The following is a 19,300-nucleotide window of genomic DNA, read 5'->3' as shown; positions in this document are numbered from 1 at the left end:
ACCCACGGCAGAGACACACCACTCCTCTTCAGGAACGCACCGAATCGATCGACCCCTCGTCAGGAACGCACCGAATCGATCGACCCCTCGTCAGGAACGTGCCCGATCGGCCTCGAGCAAAACCCTCGTCGAGCCAAACTCACAACATATGGACGTCAAATTCATACTTCCCCAGTGAGAAAACCGTGTATGAACCTGAACCAGATCATCGCGGCGCTCTTCGCGCTGTTGATGGTTACCTCGATGGTCGCCTGGGGCGCAGCGACTATTTTCTAGCCGTCGGTGTCCCAGACGTCGGCGAGCGGGCTACGTGATCGTGAGCGTCGGCCCCGGCTCGACCCCGAGTTCGTGCGGCCGGTGTCCCGAGTGCGGGTGTAGGCGGTACCAGCGTCAGTGCTCGAGGTGTCGCTTTTTCCGTCGTTCCCACTCGACCCCCTGCCATCGCCGTCGGATCTCGATCGAGCGTGACAGTCAGAGGCCGCCCGTGGCTCGAACGCAGGCAGATCGGGTTCCTCGAGCCGGTCGACCTGGGCGGCGAACCAGTCGGGCATATCAGTTCGAGCGCGCTCGAACAGGTCGAGCAAACTCGAGTCAGCGATGTACGTCGAGCCGTAATCGTCGGGTGCCCGGATGACCCGGCCGCAGGCCTGGATCACCGTCCGCAGGGCCGCCCGGTAGTACCACGCCCACTGGCCCTGCTCGAGTCGGTGGGCTACCCGGGAGTCGCTCGTGTTCAGGAACGGGGCCTTACACAGCACCTGCCAGCGACAGAGGTCGCCCTTCAGGTCGAGGGCCTCCTCCATCTTCACCGAGAGGAAGACGTCCGGATCCGAACTGGCCTTCCAGGCCTCGAGGTCGGCATCCCGGTCGTCCCGGCTGTGGGAGCGAACCCGGTCGCCGACCCCGAAGTCAGTGAGCAGCGACTCGAGTTCGTCCTGAATCGCGTACGAGTGGGCGTGGATCAGCCCTTTCTCGTCGGGGTGGTTCTGCATGATCCGGACGATCGTCCGGGCGATCTTCGGGAGGGTTTCCTCGCGGTGTTCGTAGGTCATCTTTCCCTGCGTGACGTCGTACAGCGGCCGGTTCTCGACGGGGAACGTATGGCCGACGTCAACCAGGGCGACCCGGGAGGGCTCGAGGCCGACGTGGCGACAGAAGGCGTCCTTGTTGAGGATGGTCGCCGACAGCAGCGCGAACTTGTTGCCCCGATCCCAGACGGTGTAGCGGAGGTAGCGCTCGGGATCCATCGGTTTGATCGTGAGCGGGCCGCCCTGCGGTTCGCCGTCCCCGCCGTCGTCCGAATTATTGCTCCCACTCGAGCCCACTCCGCCACCCCCATCGGCGTCGCCCTGATCGACCAGCCACGTCGTCGGACTCTCCGGATCCCGGTAGTCCTTCACGAAGAACTCGAGTTCGCCGATGAGTTCCTGGAGGCGGTCACGCTCGCGGACGTCGCCAGGGGTGAGCGTCTCCTGCGCCAGGAGGTCGTCTTTACGGCTGGTACACCGCTGCGCCAGGGCTTCAGCGTAGCGGGCGGCTCGTTCGACGGAATCGACTTCGGGGACGCGCAGGTCGTCCCAGAACGGCACCGTTCGCGGGCCGAGCTGGATGGTCGCGTACATCTCCGCCCACTCGGAGAGGCCGTGGGCTTCGTCGATGACGACGACGTCGCGCTTGCGAAACACCTCGCTGCCAGCTGTCTGCATGAAATAGGCGAGCGTCATCGCCGCGATCGAGCGGTTCGAGGCGATGGCTCGATCCGAGAAGTACGGACAGCGGTGTTGTACCGAACAGTCGTAGCCCCGCTCGCGAACGCAGGGGGCCTGGTTGACCGGCGTGTCGAGTTCGCCGGGGAGGATGCAGGTGTAGTTCGACTTGCCCCGAATGATGTTGAGATCCTGGAGGAGGTCGTCGCCGGCCACGTCGTCCAGCTGGGAGACCTGCGGGGTCGTGTAGTAGGCACCGGTCGCCTCGCTCGGCTCGGCTTCGTCGACCGTCCGGGCACAGCCCGCGACGGCGCGCGCCAGCAGGGACTTGCCACTACCCGTCGGCGCGCGTACCAAGACGACGTCGTTTCCTGCCTGGAAGGCGTCGCGAATGTCCCGAAGGGCCTGTTCCTGGTTCCCTCGGTAACTCGGCGCGGGGAACGCCTCGAAGATCCGGTCTGGATGCACCACTCGAGTCACCGGCGGGCGTCGTCCTAAAGGCTGCGGAGTGTCGCTCGCGGTGCAGCGTCCGGGATGTCACAAGGGCTTGTCGGGTCGTCGGCCACGGAAGGTGGATTCGCAGGGAGACATAACCGCTCGAGTGAACGACATCCTCCATCGCGTGTAGCCCACGCTTACAGCCAGTATCTCCGACATACACCGGGGTAGCTGCTCGATTACAATCAGGCGGTGGCCCCTCGAGTGGGATACGGAAGGGTCGCTCAGCGGCAGAGCACCACGTCGTCTTCGACACGTGGCGGCCAGTATGGCCTCGTGGCGTTCGAATCCCACCCCTTCCGCTTCTCATTTTCACGATACTCGGGCGATAGCGTGTCGCGTCACGACCCCACGAGATCGCCGACACCACACCCACGACGTCACTGGCGATAATCGCCCAGCTCGATCGACCAGTCGTGTTCGTCGTACTCGATCGCCGGATCTGCGTCCCCCGAAATCACGTCGTACCGCTCGAGGAACGACCCAATTCCGTCAGAGCCCCCGAAATCGCCGCGATACCAGAGGAACACCCGTGGGACGCGAGCGACACCCTCGTCCGAATCGTAGCTCACGTTCTCCTCGAGGAACCACTCGGTCGCGATCTCGAGTTCGGACTCGACGTCGCTCGGCGAGTAGACCGCAACCGGTGGGCAGCTTTCGGTGCCGCAGTTGAGCGCGAAGTGAATCCGTGGGTCGACCGACTCGAGGCGGAACCGACGTTCGAACGTCGAGGGAAAGAGCCGGGGTAGATACCCCATTCCCCAGGGGTGTTTCGACGACCGAAGCATACCGTGTTCGATGTCGTCGAGGCTGAGCCAGACGCCGGCGATCGGAATGCGGTCGCGGGCGAAAAAACGCCATCGGTCGAGGGCGGAGCCGTCGAGCAACGAGGGGTCGTCCTCGAGCAGGATCTGGACGTAGGCGTTGTAACAGTTGAGCCAGAACGCGAGTTTCTGGGGTCGACCCCGCAACGCTCGCTCGAGCTGGGAGCGGTCGAACGCCGCGAGCCGATCCCGAAGTGCAGAGCGGTCGCCGCCCGTCTTCACCGTATAGAGGAGGTCGCCCGATATCGAGAGCGGATCGAGCTGCGTCGACATAGGACGTACTTGGCGTACCAGACTCTTGAATCCGTGTTACGTCGGAGACGACAGTCGCCACGAAGAATACGTTACGCGCCGGTTTGGGAGTGATTGAGGAGGGGTCGAGAGTAGTACAGGAGCCGCTGACCGTCGCTGTACATCCGATCACAAAACGAGCCCACGACCGGTGTGTGAATCGTCACAGTTAGTGCTAACGTTTGTCACCTCTACGGTCGTATTTCGGCCAGTGGTGATCAAATCGGCCGTGACGGGGAGCTGCCCGGATGTGACGAGCATCTACCCCTCGTAGACGACGCTCGAGGCAAACGAGCTACCGTTTCACGGCACAATCGTCCGTTGCCAGCCCTCACTTTATCGGCTGCGGCGTGGGACGGCGGGTCGTGAACCGCTCGAGAGGGACGCTGCTGGTCTTCATCGCGATCCTGGTCGTGCTGTCGGCACAGCTCATTTTGCCGTACCTGCAGTACGTGCTGGCAGCCGTCTTGCTCGCGTTCGTCCTGTCGCCGCTCCAGCGACGTCTCGAGGGGCGGGTTTCCCCGACGATCGCGGCATTTGCGCTCGTGATCCTCGCGTTGCTCGGATTCATCCTCCCCGTGCTCGTGGTCATCGCGGTCGTCGCTCAGGACGCACTGCGGGTGTTCGAGGAGGCCGACCCCGACGCGTTCCCACCGGAACCCCTCGAGAGCCTCGCCGAGCGGTTCGGAATCGACCTCGAGGCGGCGATATTCGACAGTGCTAGGGACGTCGGCGCGATGGCGGCCGAACGCAGCCTCGAGGTCGTCACCGGAGTCACCCATATCATGATCGGGATCGGACTGGCGCTCTTTCTCCTCTACTACTTCCTGAAAGACGGCGACGACCTCCTCGCGTGGCTGAAAGAGGTCACGCCGATTCCGGAGCCCGTCCAGCAGGAGCTGTTCGACGAACTCGAGGAGGTGACCTGGGCGGTGCTCGCGGGACACGTCCTGATCGCGATCATCGAGGGCTCCATTGCGGGGATCGCCCTGTTCGCGACGGGCATTCCGAACGCGCTGTTCTGGACGATGGTGATGATCGTCCTCTCGCTGATCCCGCTGGTCGGCGCGTTTCTGGTCTGGGGGCCGGCAGCCATCTACCTCCTTGTGATCGGTGAACCCGTGCTCGCGGTCGCGCTCACCGTCTACAGCGCCATCGTCGTTGGCGTCGCCGACGACTACCTGCGACCGATCGTCGTCGACCGGTACGCCGACCTCAATCCGGCCGTGATCATCGTCGGCGTCCTGGGCGGCGTCACCGCGTTCGGCCTGATGGGGCTGTTTTTCGGCCCCGTCCTCCTCGGTGCGCTCGTCGCCACCCTCTCGATATTTAACGAACACTACGACGACCTGTGAGCGGGACGGGAGAACGAAACAGGGCGGAACACGACAGAACAAGATGGAACAGGGCAGAACAGGGCGGAACAGGGCGGAACACGACGAAATTCGAGTGCCTAGCAGGTCAGGGCGCTCGAGGGTGATCGGAACCACCACCCCGACCTCGAACACCTAACACGTCCAATATCTCCACTGTCGGCACGCTTTTCCGACCTGCCCCCGGTAGCACCACCTATGACAGCCGTCACGCTTGGGCCCGAAGGTACCTACTCCCATCGCGCCACGCGAGCGATCGACGACGACATCGTCTTTCGCCAGTCCGTCACCGACATCGTCGCCGCCGTCGCCAGCGGCGAGTTCGAGCGCGGCGTCATCCCCATCGAGAACAGCATCGAAGGGAGCGTCACCGAGAGCCTCGACGCCGTCGCCGAGTACGACATCGCCGTCGTCCGCGAGATCGTCACGCCGATCCGCCACGCCCTGCTCGCACAGGATCGCGACTTCGAGACCATCGCCAGCCACTCCCAGGCGCTGGCTCAGTGTCGCACCTACCTCGAGCGCGAGCATCCCGACGCCACCCTCGAGGCCGTGGCCAGCACCGCCCAGGGCGTCGAGTACGCCCGCGAGGATCCCACCGTCGCCGGCATCGGCCACCCCGACAACGCCGGCAACGGCCTCGAGGTGCTCGCCGCCGACATCCAGGATCAGACCTCGAATGCGACGCGGTTTTTCGCCGTCGCGCCAGTCGCCCATCGTTCGACTGCCGGGGGCAAGACCTCACTCGTCGTCTATCCGAACGCGAACTACCCCGGTCTGTTGCTCGAGTTGCTCAAGCCCTTCGCCGAGCGTGACATCAACCTGAGCCGCGTCGAATCTCGACCCAGCGGCGAGCGCCTGGGCGATTACGTCTTCCACATCGACATCGCCGGCGGACTCTACGAGGATCGAACGCAGGCGGCGCTCGAGGAACTCGAAACGCTCGCCGATAAGGGATGGGTTCGCCGCCTCGGGTCGTACGACCTCGAGCACGTCGTCGACTGACGGTCGACGCGGCGTCACACTCGGTGTCGTGGCGCCACGCTCGAACTCGAATTCCGTGCGCTCGAGCGGGCGCACGTATCGTCGGTACCGGCGACCTCGAGCGGTCACGCGTACTGTCGGTACCGACGACCTCGATCGATCAACGGTTCTGTCGTTACGCAGGGGGCAGATTTTATCTCCGTCGAGCGTGTACCGTCGCCCATGCGACGAAATCCGTTCGACGACCTCGAAGAGATGCTCGACCGTGTCAGCAAACAGATCGAAGCGGGCGTCGGCGGCGACCTCTCCGTTCCCGGCTCGGTCGCCGTCGACGTGGTCGACAACGTCGACGAATACGTCGTGACTGCCGACCTCCCGGGCTTCGAGACCAACGACATCGAACTAACGCTCTCGGAGGGGACGCTCCGACTCGAGGCCGACCACGAAACCGACACCAGCGAGGAACACGACCAGTACCTTCGGCGTGAGCGCTCGCGTCGCTCGGTTACTCGACGGCTCCACCTCCCGGAGCCGGTCGACGAGGAGAACGTCTCCGCAACCTACAACAACGGCGTGCTGACCGTGACGTTGCCGAAACTCGAGGAGTCCGACGACTCGCGGCAGATCGACATCGAGTAACGCGACCGGAGCGACGTTTTTGTACCGAACACGCTCGAGCGGCCGCTACACACCTACGTGCCCGGTACCCCGAACGCACCGACGCCGAGGCCGAGTACGCCGTCGAGTACGAACAGGATGACGAGCGCCGACAGCCAGGCGAGGCCGCCGATCATCGCCGCCGTTACCCAGCCACCGGGGTAGCGCCAGTTGATGACCCCGATCCAGACGAGGAGAGCGATCAGCGGGCCGAACAGCGGAATCCAGGCCGTCAGCGCCCAGCCGAACGCGCCGAGGATAGCGGTAACGACCGCGTGGGAGTAGCTGTCCGCGTCGACGACGACACCCGCGGCGAAGTAGATCGCCAGGCCGCCGACGAGCAACGCGACGAAGAACGCGACCAGCGAACTGACGAGCGTCACGCGTCGACCACGTCCGTTGAGCTGCCTTCATCGTTCACGCGTGCCTCGATCCCGTGTTGGCGTATCGATCCCGCTCGAGTGATCGACGACCGTCGAGCGGTGTCGTAATCGGACATTACGCCCGTGTGTTCTCTCGAGTTACTCAAATACGTGGGGATTTATGGCCGCAAATGGATCCCGACACTGAGACTGGTGCGGTCAACAGTCTGGCCGATCGACACCAATTCTTCGAGTAGACGCCGAGTACGAATCCCGCCATTCCCGAAGAATCTCGACTCCTCATCTCGTCGACGCTGTCGATGTCTAATATCCCACGCCGTTTCCGCGAGCCGGCTCGGCACCCGACCGAGTCATCCGAATCGATCCGTGGACGAGGAAAATCCGATCGCTATAGGTATGAAAAAAGTTGTGCTTCGGTAGGGGGACTGAATCTGCGTATGTCCACACATTCGCGCCCTTCGGATGGATCATCGGCTACGGTGAACACCGAGTCGACGGGACACCAGCGCTCACGCGACTCGTGCTCGCGACCTGTTCGACGAGCCGGCTGTGGTGGTTATCGATTTTCGTGGCCCTCCCGGTCGGTGCCCTGTTCGGGGGCCTCTGGATCGACCCGCGACTCTCGAACGGGATCGTCGGACTCTGTGGATTTCTCGCATTAATTCTGTGGTGGACGGGCGTCTACCTCTACGACGACACACGTCTGCGGATCGATAGCACCACCCGGACGCTGACTGCGGAATACGGGAACGGACACGAACGGACGGTGGATCTCGAGCGCGTCGAGTCCGTGTCGGTACGGACGGTTGGAACGGTGGCACTCGTCCGGATCGAGGCACACACTGCCGTTCTTCACCCGGTTCCTGCTGTCAGACCCGTTTCTCGTCCCGACTGATCGGCTCCCGGCGACGTTCGACGCGCTCCGCGGGGCGGGCGTGACCGTCCCGGAGACGGATTCAGCCGAGGACGGACGGAGTGGGCGGTCGCGTTGGACGAACGTCCGGGTCGTCGGAACGGCACTTTCGCTCGTCGGCGTTCCTTCGTACGCGATCTACACGTTCGGAGCCTCGGTTCTGGTCACCAATGGAGCAGCGGTGGTGATCCTCCTCGGTCTGGCGGAACTCGTGCACGAACTGTTGAACAGGTAGTCACCCTCAGCGCGGCGGGGCGCATCGGAACGCGTTCTCGAGGGGGTGGCAAGTGATCGTCACCGAACCCGCTCACGTCGTCCGCAAATTGTTCGTGCTCGGCTCGTACACCTCGCCTTTCTGTTTGAGCTTCTCGATTTCGTGTTCGGCCTTCGACTCGTCCATCCCGATCTCGCCAGCCCGCTCCAGCACGACGTCTATCGGGGCGCCGTCGTCGTACTCCTCCTCGATGTCGCTGATGAGCTGTTTGATGTTCTTGATCCGGTCACGCTGGGACTTCGACGTCCCGGCCTCGACGATGTCGGCGTCGAACTCCCCCGTTTCGGGATCGACGCCGATGTCCTGGAGACACGACCGGACGATTTCGATCACCCGCTCCGCATCCGAGAGTTCGACCGTGTCCGAGAGGCGAACCCGAGCGCTGGCTTCCGACAGCCTGACAAGGCCCTCGAGCTTCCGGGCCGTGACCGGCACCGGCGCGTCCTCGTCGGTTCCCTTCGAACGCAAGTCGACGTAGAAGTCCCGGATCGCGTCCCTGGCCTCCTCGGTCATCCGCGGGTGACAGTTCTGCTTCGAGTAGGCGATGTACTTGCGCAACAGGTCGGCGTCGATCACCGGATCGACCTTCTCCGTCATCGACTCGATCTCCTCGGTCGAGACGTCGAGGGATGGCATCTGCTGTTGCTGGGTGGTCAACTCACCCGCGTAGTTCGTCTTCAGGATGTGCTCGGCGAGGTTGCGATCTTTCTCCTCGTCGGGCTGGTCGGTGACCGTGAAGATCAGGTCGAACCGCGAGATGAGCGCCGGCTCGAGGTCGATCTGCTCGCCGATGGGTTCGTACTGGTCGAACCGGCCGTACTTGGGGTTCGCTGCGCCGAGCAACGAACAGCGGGACTTGAGCGTGGCGTTGATCCCCGCCTTCGAGACCGAGATCTTCTGTTGCTCGAGGGCCTCGTGCATGGCACTGCGGTCTTCGGAGTTGTGGACGACCATTCCGTTCGCGATGAAGTTGTGCGTCCCGTCGACTGTGAGGTCGTACACTCGCGGGCGGTCTCTTCGATCGATCGATTCACATAGCTCCGTGAGACGCTGTCGCTTCGACTCGATCAGTTGGTCACAGACAGACTGAACGGTGGCGAAATTATTGACATCGACAGCACCCGAGAACCATCGGGATACCGTCGACCCAGCCACGTCCATCTCCGTTGCAACGCGCTGGAATGAAATCCCATACGCGTCGAGTTCCGCTCTGAGTTCGTCCCACGTTTCGGGCGATGTATTGCTTTGGATCAACGAACGTGCCTGCTCACGAACAGATTCCGTACTGTTCATACCAAGTTCGTCGGCGAGGCGATGTTCGAGAACCCGAACCGTCGTGTCTGTATGTGCTTCAGAGTCAACCGATCGAACTGACGCGACTCGACGCCACTTCACGTCGGCCTCGATCACGTTCTGGAGTGGCTCGAGAGTGACCGACGCAGGGATTTCGAGTAGCTCACGCAGGCGGTGACGAACTCGTCCTCTGAGATCGGGATCACGTCCCCAACAAGCGGATATGTGCGGCTGGGAGAGAGACATTTCTGCGACCAATTCACGTTGTGAGACGTGATATCGTTCTCGTAGTTCGTCGAGTCGTTTCCACGTAGTTTGGGAGGCCAGTTCATCGTAGTGCTCACCTGCAGCTTCCTTTCGCTCCTCGAACGTCTCGAGTATCTGTTTCGCAAGTCGCAGTGAGGCGTTGGCATCACCGTTTTCGAAGTTACAGTACGTCGAATCATGTTCGAGACCGCACTCAGATTGGAACAAACGAAGGGCTCCACGGGCCTGTTCAAACAAGTCACCGCATTCGGGAAGAACGTCTATGATCGTTCGATTCCCAGTCGTTCGTTCACATGCCCGCTCTAACGCGCGCTGTTTTCGGTCGAGAGTGAACCCGATATGTCGATTGAAGGCTGCAAGCGACCGGTGAGCCGTGATCGCGAGAACGAAGACATCTCTTTTGTCTTCACGCTCTCGTGTCTGTATTTGGCTCGCGACCCCAAACTCGAGGAGGAGCATCTTCGTTCCGAGGAGTAGCTCATAGCTGGATGAATAGATTTTGACGGCCCGTTCGCCGATTGTCCCTTCCGAATCCGCGAGGGCACGAACGAAGGCAGCTTTGGTCTCTCGAGAGGCAGTAGTGACCCCCTTCGGAAGTCGTTTTCCATCGAAAATTTCGAGATTCGCACCCGATTCGAAGAGTTCGTCAACGTACTGTTTGCCGTGAACATGAACCGTTTCGACGCCGTCACTCCGCTGCTCGCTTGGATGCCGGACAGCTTGTGTATCGAACGCATCCTCACAAGCTGCTTCGAAGTCGCTCAAGAGTTGCTCTTCTTTGTTCGTAAAGCGGAAGCCGTAACTCCCCGCCTGTCGGTTGTAGAAGATATTTCCATCTCCTGCAAGATAACCCAAAACGGCACCATGAGCCTCGGTTACGGTGCTCTTCTCAGGCACCGGATGGGGGTCAGGTAACACACTGACACCGCCATCCGTGATTTCTGTTGGAATCGTACTCGGAACGTATACCCAGTCATTCTCGCAAAGATGCTGCGCTTGACGCTCCGTTCGGCACCCTTCGTCCAGAACGAAGAAGGGATGGTCAACCGTCGTCGTCAGCTTCTCTCCACTCTCCAATTCGACCTCACACAGTTCAGTTGGTGCGTCATATTCGTGAATGGCAAGGACGTCGCGTCTGACGAGTTTTCCGTCCTCGGTCATTGTCCAGACGTCCGTATCGACATAGCGAATCGTCCGTCCGTTCTGAAGTTCTTCGATTGAGCCCTCAGTTACCGACTCGTGTGCAAGTTCACGGATTTGTTTGATCCCGTTCCCAGTGTGAACGAACGTGTCACCGGTAACACACCGCATCTTGTCCAACTCGTCAATCGCCGCGATCCCCTGGTCAGCCAAAACGAGTGCTCCGGCCTCGAGCGTCCACTGCTGGCCGTCGCCGAAATCATCTCTCACAGCTGCAGCGGTAAGCCCGGCCGAGGACGAACCCTTCCCCGATGTGTAGACAGATCGGGGGGCGATGTTCTGGATATAACTGAGCATCTGGCTCTTACCCGTACCAGGATCACCAATAAGCAGCATGTGTAAGTCCCCACGGATCCTCGAGCCATCGGGCAACTGTTTCGTCACGCCCGAAAAGAGCTGGAGCATCATCGCGAGTTTCTCGTCGTCGTAGCCGTAGATGGCCGGCGCGATGGAACCGACCATCTGCTCGTAGACGTCCTCCTGGCGGGAGATTTCGTAGATCTGCTTTTTATCCTCGTCGGTGATGTCCATGTCCTCGAACTGCTCTTCGTCGACCGCGACGGACATCCCCTCCATGTAGAAGTCGAAGATGGGGGACTTCTCCTGCTGGTTGCCCTGTTGCTCGAGGCGGAGCACACCGACGGCCGAAACGTGGTCGCCGGGGGTCACTTCGCCCGTGATGTCGTCCTCGATGTTGACGTCGATTGCCTGCGGGGTCTCCCCGCCGCGGAGCCCTTCCGGACTCTCCTGAATGCGAAGTTTCTGGGAGTCGACGAACTCCGACTGGTCGAAGTTGACCCGGAAGGGGCCCTGTCGCTCACAGCCCTGACACTCGTGGGGTTCCTGGAAGTCGCCGGTCGACTGCGGGATGCGGTTGAGCGTGCCACAGAGCTGGCACTCGAAGGCGGCCTCCTCGATTTTCGGGCGGACGTCGGTCGCTTTCCGGATGATCCCGCGAACCTGCACGAGCTTGTTCATGTACCGGGCTCGAATGTCGCGAATCTCCGGCGACTCGGTGTCGGGAAGTCCGCGGATGCGAACGTGTGCCTGGCCGAGACTGACGTCGATTGGAAGGTCGTACAGCCGCAAGGCCTCCTCGGCGTAGCGCTGGAGCTGTTCGGGCTGGTTGATGAAGTCGTCGGCGAGGTTCGGATCGAAGCGGTAGAGATCCTGCCAGTCGATGTAGAGCGACCGCTGTTCGTTGGGGTACCGCTGGGCGAGCTGCTTGATCTCGTTGTCGTAGTAGTTGCGGAAGAACTGCTCGAAAGCATCGACGAGTTCGGAGTTGCCCGCTTGCGCCATTGCACTGGGCTAGGGTCGGCATGGGGTATAAATGGTCGTATAGCAGACTGGAAGTGGTCGTGATTGAGCCGGTCGTGGCTCGATCACGTACCGCGGAATAACCACTCAAGAAGCTCGAGACGTACTCGAGTGGGCGGTGAACGAATCAGCCACCGTTCACGACGGCGAGGACAGCAAAACGATGGGATCGCCCGGATTTGAACCGGGGTCACGGGCACCCAAGGCCCGAAGTATACCAGGCTAACCCACGATCCCGTACCCCCCACTTCTGGGCGGAGTGGATAAAGGGTTTCGTTTGGCGTCGGGTGTGCGTGCCATCGGGACGCACGCGACATCCAACACCCTCGAGGTGGAGCCACGCTCGAGGATCGGACGAACGCGTCCCAAAACACCATCGACGCAGCCTCAGTTGCCGAGCAAGCGAGCGATATCGTCGTCAGTCGCTTCCTGTGACACCTGGGCCGCCGTGGTGTCCCACGCGTCGTCATCACTATCGTCCCACTCCTCGAGCAGCGAGGCAACTTCCTCGTCCGTCGCTTCAGGGAGATCGACCTGGACGCTCTCGTCGACGACGACGTCGTCAAATATCGAGCCGAACGTCGAGACAATGCGGTCGTCGTGTGCCGTCGGGTCGAGGTGAAAGTGTGCGAGCGCACCGACGCTCGAGAGTCGGTTGGTGAGAACGTAGACGAACTGAAACACCGTCTTGGGTGTGGCGTGGCGCAACAGCATATCGAGGGAGTGAAAACAGACCGTGATCTGATAGTCGTCGCCCCAGTGTTCGCAGAATTCGCTGATCTTCACGCCAAGGGTGCTGAGATCGGTCGGGTCGTCGATGGCGTCGACGACGAACGGGGCGGTGTAATCCGGGCCCGCCGCGGTCTCCGTTGCACGGAGGACGTCCCCGACGGAGACGATGCCCAGTTTCGCCGGGCCGTCGCTGGCGATCGGGCCGCGCGTTGGCTCGGTATCGGCGAACGTCACGCGAAGCTCTGCAGCGTCCACACAGGATGTACAGAGTTCCTGGCAGGCTGGTGCTGCCCGGTGTGTACGGTGGACGAGCAACACGTTCGATGGGGCGTCGACTGATTCGGGAAGACTCGGTTCCATAGCTCTATCGACGGACGAAATCCGACGTACGCGATAGGTCGGCGGGTTGTTTCTTTACTGTTCCGGCCGCTAACAGATCACGATAATCGTTGTGGCCGTTTCAGCAGTCACACAGCCCGGTTCGGTTTCGAAATTCGCCAGGTGAGCGTCCAGCCTCGAGTCGAGTCGGTGCACAACACTGTCGATGTCCAACGCGGTGTGTCGTCGTCTGTAGGAGCGATGTCGCGTGTGGAAGCGACCACGGACTGTGTGCTCCGTGGCTGGATGGCCCTACCGCAAAGGCAGGGTGCCCTCGACGGCGTTCAGCGTACACGCTGACTGGCCTGAAACCGGTTCGAACCGCGTTCCGCATACTCGCGGTAGTCTGAACACGGCCGGTACCCTCATCCCCCACATACATGACCCTCGACGGCTTCACTGTGAGCCATGCACGTCGGCATCATCTCGGACGTCCACAGCAATCTCCCGGCGCTCGAGGCCGTGCTCGAGGAACTCGAGCGATCGGCCGTGGACGCAATCGTCTGTGCGGGTGACGTCGTCGGCTACAATCCCTGGCCCGCCGACTGTATCGACAGGCTCCGCGACCTCGAGGTACCGACCGTGATGGGCAATCACGACCGGGCGGTCGTCCAGGAAACGACCTTCCGATTCAACGAGATGGCCGCCGCGGGAGTCGAACTCGCCAGTGAGCAGGTGACCGAGCCTCAGCGGGATTGGCTGACTTCGTTACCCACAGAGCGTCTCGAGTTCGACGGGCGACTAAAGCTTATACACGGCCATCCAGCCGATCCCGATCGCTACACCTACCCGCGGGACTTCTCGCCACGGTTGCTCGAGGACGAGGACGTCCTCGTCCTCGGCCACACCCACATCCAGCACGTCGAGCGTTACGCCGAGGGGATAGTGGTCAATCCCGGTAGCGTCGGGCAACCCCGCGATGGCGATCCGCGAGCGGCCTACGCAATCCTGGATCTCGAGACGCTCACGGTCGAGACCCATCGCGTCGACTACGACGTCGACCGCGTGCAGGCGGCGGTCACAGAGGCTGGGTTGCCCGAACGGATCGGCACCCGATTAGCTCGCGGCGAGTGAGTCGCCACACCAGCAGGCTACTGCGAGTCGGCGTCGACCGTGCCATCGGTACCCGGTGGCTTGTCGTGTTTGTCATCGATGTCGTCATCGCCTTCGTCGCTCGAGCCGGCCGCCGTCCTGCCCCCCTCGCCGGCGTCCGACTCCGCTGGCTCGGACTTGTACCCCAGTTCGAACCAGAGTTTGGCCGTACAGTCCGTGCCGGCGTCCTCTCCCTCCTCCTGGCGGTCGAGAAAGCCGTTGCACCGACCGTGTTCGACGACGCCCATGAGCGACGCCTTCGATCCACACTCGGGGCAGTCGATCGCGTATCCTCCCTCGTCGACCTGGTGCCAACTATCCGACGACAATTCCATGAACGCCGCCTCGTCAGTATCGCCTCGTCCCATACGTGAACGACGACCCCTTCGGGGAAAGGTAGCGACCCGGAAATGGCAACCTCGAGCCAAAGGATCGGGAGCACTGAGCCAGAGATCCGCTCGAGGTTGTTGTGTAACTGGTGGTGGTCAGTGGAGTAGTTGCAGTCAGTGGAGTAGAGGTGGTTGGAGCAAACGGAGGCCAGAACTGCCCCGAAGTGACAGGTAGCCCAAGCGGCTTCCTCGCTACTCCTGTGGCTCCTTTTTGACAGCCCACTCGATCGAGATCGAGATTTCCTCGTGTTTGCCACCGAGCATCGGCGATCGTTCCTCGACCTCGAGGTCGTAGTCGATTTCGTCGGCGGGCTCAAGCGTCACGGTCTTGTTGCCGACGGTGACCCTCGAAGCACCGGTACCGCGCAGTTCGCGGGCGAGTTCCTGGAGCAGGTCGGCCGTTTCGTCCCTCGTCAGCGTGTCGTTGTAGGTGGTCGTATCCGCCATGGGCTATCGCCACCGACTGTTTGCAAAAACCTTGGCCTGCCGATGGTGGGTAACGACCCCCTAACACCCCCGGCCCGGTCGTTCGAACGGCAGCACGTATCGTCCCTTCGAACCCACCGTGTCGTGCCTACAGTACGACGAACCGTCCCGTTCAGCGACGCTCACGTCGACGGCTCGAGCAACGCCTCGCCCGCGTCACACAGGGTATCCACGCGCGCTTCGTTCTCGGCTTCGGCGTACACCCTGAGGACGGGTTCCGTCCCGCTCGGGCGGATCAACAGCCAGGAGCCGTCCTCGAGCGCCAGCTTGAACCCGTCCGCGGTGTTGACGCCGGCGACCGACGTCCCCGCGACCGTCTCAGGAATTTCGTCCTCGAGCGCGGCGAGCACCGCCGCCTTCTCGTCGTCCGGGCAGGGAACGCTGATCTTCCCCTGGACGACTTCGCCGTGATCCTCGAGCAGACGGTCGACGCGCTCGTCGATCGGTTCTGCGGCATGCATGACTGTCGCGAGGAGCCCCATCAGGACGCCATCTTTCTCGCGGACGTGGCCGCGGACGGTGAACCCGCCGGACTCTTCCCCGCCGACGAGGGCGGCGTGCTCGGCCATCGCCTCGGCGACCCACTTGAAGCCGACGGGCACCTCGTGGACGGACTCACCGTGGGCCTCCCCGACGCGGTCGATCAGGTACGTCGTCGACACCGTCCGGATCGCCGGGCCGGAATCGGCCTCGAGCAGGAAGTCGTAGAGCGCGGCGAAGAAGAGGTTCTCGTCCAGATACCCTCGTTCGGACGTGACGATAGCGACCCGGTCGGCGTCGCCGTCGTTCGCGACTCCCAGATCCGCCTCACCCTCGGTGACGGCCTCGATCAGTGCCTCGAGGTTCTCCGAGGCGGGTTCGGGTGCACCACCCCCAAACTCGGGGTCGCGTTCACAACGAAGACGAGTGACCTGAGCTCCCGCTCGCTCGAGCAGCGCGTCAGTCGTCCCCCGGCCGCTGCCGTGCATGGCGTCGTAGGCGACCGTGACCCCCTCGAGCGGGTTCGATGGGGTGTCGACATCGAAGTCGGTGTCGGTGTCGGTGTCGACGATCGATCCCATCAGCTCGAGACAGGCCTCTGCGTGGGCGTCCACTAGGTCGACTTCCCGAACGGTTCCGTGCTCGTCCTGGGGACTGGGCTGTGGTTCGGCGAGGTTATCGGCGATGGCGTCCATCACGGACGGCAGGGCGGGCGCGCCGTCCTCTGGAATGAACTTGATGCCGTTGTACGACGGCGGGTTGTGCGAAGCCGTGATTACGACCGCACCCGAGAATCCTCGGTCGACGACAGCGTGGGCACACAGCGGCGTCGGTCGGTCGCGCTCGCTCAGGAGGACGTCGTAGCCGTTGGCACACAGCACACGCGTCACCTCCTCGGCGAACCCCCGAGACGTCTCCCGTACGTCGTAGCCGACGACGACCGGGGTTGACTGGCCGTCCGCACGCAGGGTCGTCGCAATCGCCTGCGCTACCATCCGAACCCGAGGCGTGGTGAAGACCTCGAGTTGGGCCCGCCACCCATCCGTCCCGAAACTGATCGCCGACATATCGTCGTCCGTTTCAGAATCCGGCGTCTCCCGATCCATACGCGGTCGTCGTTGCCTGTCGCGAAAAAACCGCCGCCTGGCTGCAGGTCGTGGAGCGTGAAACCCCGATGGAACGGGCTCGAGTGCATATGCCCGACCGACGTGGCTGGACAGCGACACACGTGCCGATTACCGAGATGGTTTTACGAATCGAAACGATAGAACGACGTATGCCAGCAGCCCCCCACGTCGTCGCCGTCTCGGGAAGCATTCGCGAGGAGAGCTACACCCGAACGGCGCTGAAATACGTCCTCCATGCAGCCGCTGAGGCTGGCGCGGAGACGACCCTCCTCGACCTCCGCGAATATGATCTACCCGTCTACGACCCCGATATCGAGGGACAGGGTGACAGCGAAGCCGCCAAGCGAATCGTCCGCGACGCCGACGCCGTCGCTCTGGGCACCCCCGTCTACCACGGATCCTACTCGGGGGCGCTGAAGAACTTCCACGACTACTGCGGCTGGGACGAGTACGAGGACACCACCGTTGGTCTGCTCGCGACCGCCGGCGGCGGCAGTTACGGCTCGACGCTCGATCACCTCCGGATCACCGTCCGCGGCGTCCACGGCTGGGTGCTCCCCCACCAGGTCGGCCTTCGGAACGCGTCGAACAAGTTCGAAGCTGACCCCGACGCGATCGACGGACGAGCGTTCATCGAGCCGAAGCTCGAGGAGCGCGTCGAGAAACTGGGCCGGATGCTCACCGAGTACGCGTTCATCACCCCAGACGTGAACGCGCCGGAAGCGCCAGCGGTCGACGATTGAAACGGCGCGTCAGCGAATCTGTTTGCTCGTGGCGTGACGAACGTATTCGGGTTCCGCCGACTTGGCTCGCTCGAGGTCACCGGCCACGGGCCAGGTGGCCCGTTGGATCTAGCCTCGGATCTTTGAAAGTGATCGAGAGGCAGTCACGTCGGCCCAAGGATCGGATATGAAGGCTGAGGCCCCGTCTGCGTCATTTTCGTGGGCCAATCCGACTGATTCCTCCTAAATCGTCTCGAAATATGAACAAATTGTTTTGATCGTTCGTCACATACACAGTGTATGGTCATTGGTAACGTGGCACACCACACTCCCGATTCGCCGATCGGCGATATAGCCTATCTCGCACGATCCGAACACCGCGTCCCAGCACTCGTCGCGCTGACAGAGCGTCCCCGGAGTCGCTCTGAACTCTGTGAGTTGACCGGCGTTTCCTCGTCGACGATGCGGCGGACACTGGACGAGTTCGAAGACCGGATCTGGATCCGCAAAGACGGCTACCAGTACGTGGCAACACGGCTGGGGGAGGAGGTCGCGTTTGGGGTGGAGAGTCTGATCGAGCGGATCGAAACCGAGCGGAAAATACGACACATCTGGCACTGGCTCCCCGACGAGCTGAGCGCGTTCCCAATCGAAACGTGGGCAGCGCTGACCGTCACCGTCGCCGATCCCGATTTCCCGTACCGGCCGGTGAACCGTTTCGAGTCGCTTCTCCGAGAGGCGACGACGGTTCGATCCCTTCGGCCCGAAATCTCCCTGATGGAGCCCTGTTTCGACGTCCTTCGACGGCTGGTCGACGACGGCGTGGACATCACGTTGATCGATCGGCCAACCTGTCATACGTACTTTTTCTCGAGGTACCCCGAGCACAGCCCGGAGATGGTGGAACGGGACAATTTCACGGTTCTCGCGCACGACGACCTCCCTCCGTACGGAATCGGACTCCTCGATACACACGCCACTATCAGCTGTTTCGAGCCAGGTAGCGGGACGGTTCAGGCGCTAATCGATACCGATGCACCGGCAGTGCTCGAGTGGGCAGAGTCGCTCTACGAACGCTACGAAGCCGAGGGTCGACCAGTCGAAGCACGACGAATCGTCGAGTGACTTTTCGTGCTCACCGTGTCCTGGTGTGCGGGAGAAGAGGTTCGGTGACGGCAGTCCGCAGCGAGCAGTTGGTGACCGATTTGCAGTACGTGCAAACACGGCAGGAGCCGCCGAGATGGCACAAAATAGCTACACCATCTCCGGGTTCGTACTGTCGCTGGCGGGAGGAGACACACCATGACTGACAACCAGCATACCGCACACGGCATCGACCTCGAAACGCTCGAGGGCTTTGCCGAACACGCAGAAGAGAATCCCGAAGCCGTCCAGCTTGGCCTCGGAGCAACCGCAACGTACGAAGGGACGGCCGCGCACAGCCTGGCGAAAATCGATAGCTACGAGCTCGGGGGCGAGACGATCGCTCGTGAGACACGCGAGTACACGATTCCCTACGGCGCCTGGAGGGAAGTGATGGACGCTGGCGGATGGCTCGGCGCTACCGACCGGCTCGAGCCGATCGAGGCCGCGCTCTCTGCGCTGGCCGCCTGCATCAACGTCGGCATTTCTATCAACGCTGCCGCGAACGACGTCGACATCGAGCGACTCCAGACGCGCGTTCGAACCGATTTCGATCCAGCAGTACTCTTCAGCCTCGAAGAACTCAAAGAAGCCGACTCGGTGTACGAGAACCTGACTGCCGAGGTCGAGATTGACGGCGAAGATATCGATCAGGATCTGATCGACGAGTGGGCACGGCGAGCGCCCGTCTACACGCTCGTCTCGCTTGCACAAGACGTCGAAATGAATATCGTCACGCCCGCTACGGTGACGGGCGACGACTAACGG

At 62.2% G+C, this 19,300-nt stretch carries 17 protein-coding genes and 2 tRNA genes; 10 read left to right on the top strand and 9 right to left on the bottom strand.

The features are described 5' to 3' along the window. Positions 1–272: 272 nt before the first annotated feature. Positions 273–2,174, bottom strand: a complete 1,902-nt coding sequence (locus NGM68_RS09230) for an ATP-dependent DNA helicase (RefSeq protein ID WP_252701409.1) — start codon at positions 2,172–2,174, stop codon at positions 273–275. 243 nt (positions 2,175–2,417) lie between these two features. On the opposite strand from NGM68_RS09230, the gene NGM68_RS09225 reads away from it, so the two are divergent. After that, positions 2,418–2,506 (top strand) — tRNA-OTHER (locus NGM68_RS09225). 78 nt (positions 2,507–2,584) lie between these two features. Here NGM68_RS09225 and NGM68_RS09220 read toward each other — a convergent pair. Beyond that, a complete protein-coding gene (locus tag NGM68_RS09220; protein WP_252701342.1) occupies positions 2,585–3,301 on the bottom strand; it encodes a DUF547 domain-containing protein in 717 nt (238 codons plus the stop codon). Between the two features lie 383 nt (positions 3,302–3,684). Here NGM68_RS09220 and NGM68_RS09215 point away from each other — a divergent pair, with 383 nt between their 5' ends. From NGM68_RS09215 to NGM68_RS09205, 3 genes are all read left to right on the top strand, one after another. Then, positions 3,685–4,674: an AI-2E family transporter gene (locus NGM68_RS09215; protein WP_252701341.1), complete on the top strand. Its 990-nt coding sequence runs from the start codon at positions 3,685–3,687 to the stop codon at positions 4,672–4,674. Positions 4,675–4,890: 216 nt separating this feature from the next. Further along, complete coding sequence (gene pheA / locus NGM68_RS09210; protein ID WP_252701340.1) at positions 4,891–5,697, top strand: prephenate dehydratase; 807 nt, start codon at positions 4,891–4,893, stop codon at positions 5,695–5,697. A gap of 201 nt (positions 5,698–5,898) precedes the next feature. Beyond that, complete coding sequence (locus NGM68_RS09205) at positions 5,899–6,315, top strand: Hsp20/alpha crystallin family protein (protein ID WP_252701339.1); 417 nt, start codon at positions 5,899–5,901, stop codon at positions 6,313–6,315. Between the two features lie 53 nt (positions 6,316–6,368). Here NGM68_RS09205 and NGM68_RS09200 read toward each other — a convergent pair whose 3' ends face one another. Further along, positions 6,369–6,716, bottom strand: coding sequence for a hypothetical protein (locus NGM68_RS09200; protein ID WP_252701338.1), 348 nt, complete (start codon positions 6,714–6,716; stop codon positions 6,369–6,371). A gap of 568 nt (positions 6,717–7,284) precedes the next feature. On the opposite strand from NGM68_RS09200, the gene NGM68_RS09195 reads away from it, so the two are divergent. Together NGM68_RS09195 and NGM68_RS09190 are read left to right on the top strand one after the other, a co-directional pair. Then, positions 7,285–7,611, top strand: a complete 327-nt coding sequence (locus tag NGM68_RS09195) for a hypothetical protein (RefSeq protein ID WP_252701337.1) — start codon at positions 7,285–7,287, stop codon at positions 7,609–7,611. Positions 7,612–7,651: 40 nt separating this feature from the next. Continuing rightward, positions 7,652–7,864, top strand: coding sequence for a hypothetical protein (locus tag NGM68_RS09190; protein WP_252701336.1), 213 nt, complete (start codon positions 7,652–7,654; stop codon positions 7,862–7,864). 72 nt (positions 7,865–7,936) lie between these two features. On the opposite strand, the gene NGM68_RS09185 is transcribed toward NGM68_RS09190, so the two are convergent. From NGM68_RS09185 to NGM68_RS09175, 3 genes are all read right to left on the bottom strand, one after another. Continuing rightward, positions 7,937–11,965, bottom strand: coding sequence for an LAGLIDADG family homing endonuclease (locus NGM68_RS09185; protein ID WP_252701335.1), 4,029 nt, complete (start codon positions 11,963–11,965; stop codon positions 7,937–7,939). 182 nt (positions 11,966–12,147) lie between these two features. Further along, a tRNA-Pro gene (locus NGM68_RS09180) sits at positions 12,148–12,220 on the bottom strand. Positions 12,221–12,370: 150 nt separating this feature from the next. Next, positions 12,371–13,075: a DUF7504 family protein gene (locus NGM68_RS09175; protein ID WP_252701334.1), complete on the bottom strand. Its 705-nt coding sequence runs from the start codon at positions 13,073–13,075 to the stop codon at positions 12,371–12,373. A 426-nt stretch (positions 13,076–13,501) separates the two neighbouring features. On the opposite strand from NGM68_RS09175, the gene NGM68_RS09170 reads away from it, so the two are divergent. After that, on the top strand, positions 13,502–14,167 hold the full coding sequence (locus NGM68_RS09170) for a metallophosphoesterase family protein (RefSeq protein ID WP_252701333.1): 666 nt from the start codon (positions 13,502–13,504) through the stop codon (positions 14,165–14,167). A gap of 17 nt (positions 14,168–14,184) precedes the next feature. Here the strand turns inward: NGM68_RS09170 and NGM68_RS09165 are convergent, their stop codons facing one another. The 3 genes from NGM68_RS09165 to NGM68_RS09155 form a co-directional block, all read right to left on the bottom strand. Then, positions 14,185–14,553 (bottom strand): hypothetical protein, encoded by a 369-nt coding sequence (locus tag NGM68_RS09165; RefSeq protein WP_252701332.1) that lies wholly within the window; start codon positions 14,551–14,553, stop codon positions 14,185–14,187. A 213-nt stretch (positions 14,554–14,766) separates the two neighbouring features. Further along, positions 14,767–15,021, bottom strand: coding sequence for an amphi-Trp domain-containing protein (locus NGM68_RS09160; protein WP_252701331.1), 255 nt, complete (start codon positions 15,019–15,021; stop codon positions 14,767–14,769). A gap of 161 nt (positions 15,022–15,182) precedes the next feature. Next, entirely contained in the window at positions 15,183–16,607 is a 1,425-nt protein-coding gene (locus NGM68_RS09155) for a phosphoglucomutase/phosphomannomutase family protein (protein WP_252701408.1), read from the bottom strand. 209 nt (positions 16,608–16,816) lie between these two features. Here NGM68_RS09155 and NGM68_RS09150 point away from each other — a divergent pair, with 209 nt between their 5' ends. The 3 genes from NGM68_RS09150 to NGM68_RS09140 all read left to right on the top strand — a co-directional run bounded on the left by NGM68_RS09150 (position 16,817) and on the right by NGM68_RS09140 (position 19,297). Next, positions 16,817–17,410: an NADPH-dependent FMN reductase gene (locus NGM68_RS09150; protein WP_252701330.1), complete on the top strand. Its 594-nt coding sequence runs from the start codon at positions 16,817–16,819 to the stop codon at positions 17,408–17,410. Between the two features lie 279 nt (positions 17,411–17,689). Further along, positions 17,690–18,514: a helix-turn-helix transcriptional regulator gene (locus tag NGM68_RS09145; RefSeq protein WP_252701329.1), complete on the top strand. Its 825-nt coding sequence runs from the start codon at positions 17,690–17,692 to the stop codon at positions 18,512–18,514. 177 nt (positions 18,515–18,691) lie between these two features. After that, positions 18,692–19,297 (top strand): OsmC family protein, encoded by a 606-nt coding sequence (locus tag NGM68_RS09140; RefSeq protein ID WP_252701328.1) that lies wholly within the window; start codon positions 18,692–18,694, stop codon positions 19,295–19,297. Positions 19,298–19,300 lie beyond the last annotated feature (3 nt).

This window comes from Natronosalvus vescus (assembly GCF_023973145.1).
Taxonomy (GTDB): domain Archaea; phylum Halobacteriota; class Halobacteria; order Halobacteriales; family Natrialbaceae; genus Natronosalvus; species Natronosalvus vescus.
The sequence above is the reverse complement of the archived record's forward strand: the minus strand, read 5'-3'. Positions and strand labels throughout refer to the sequence as shown.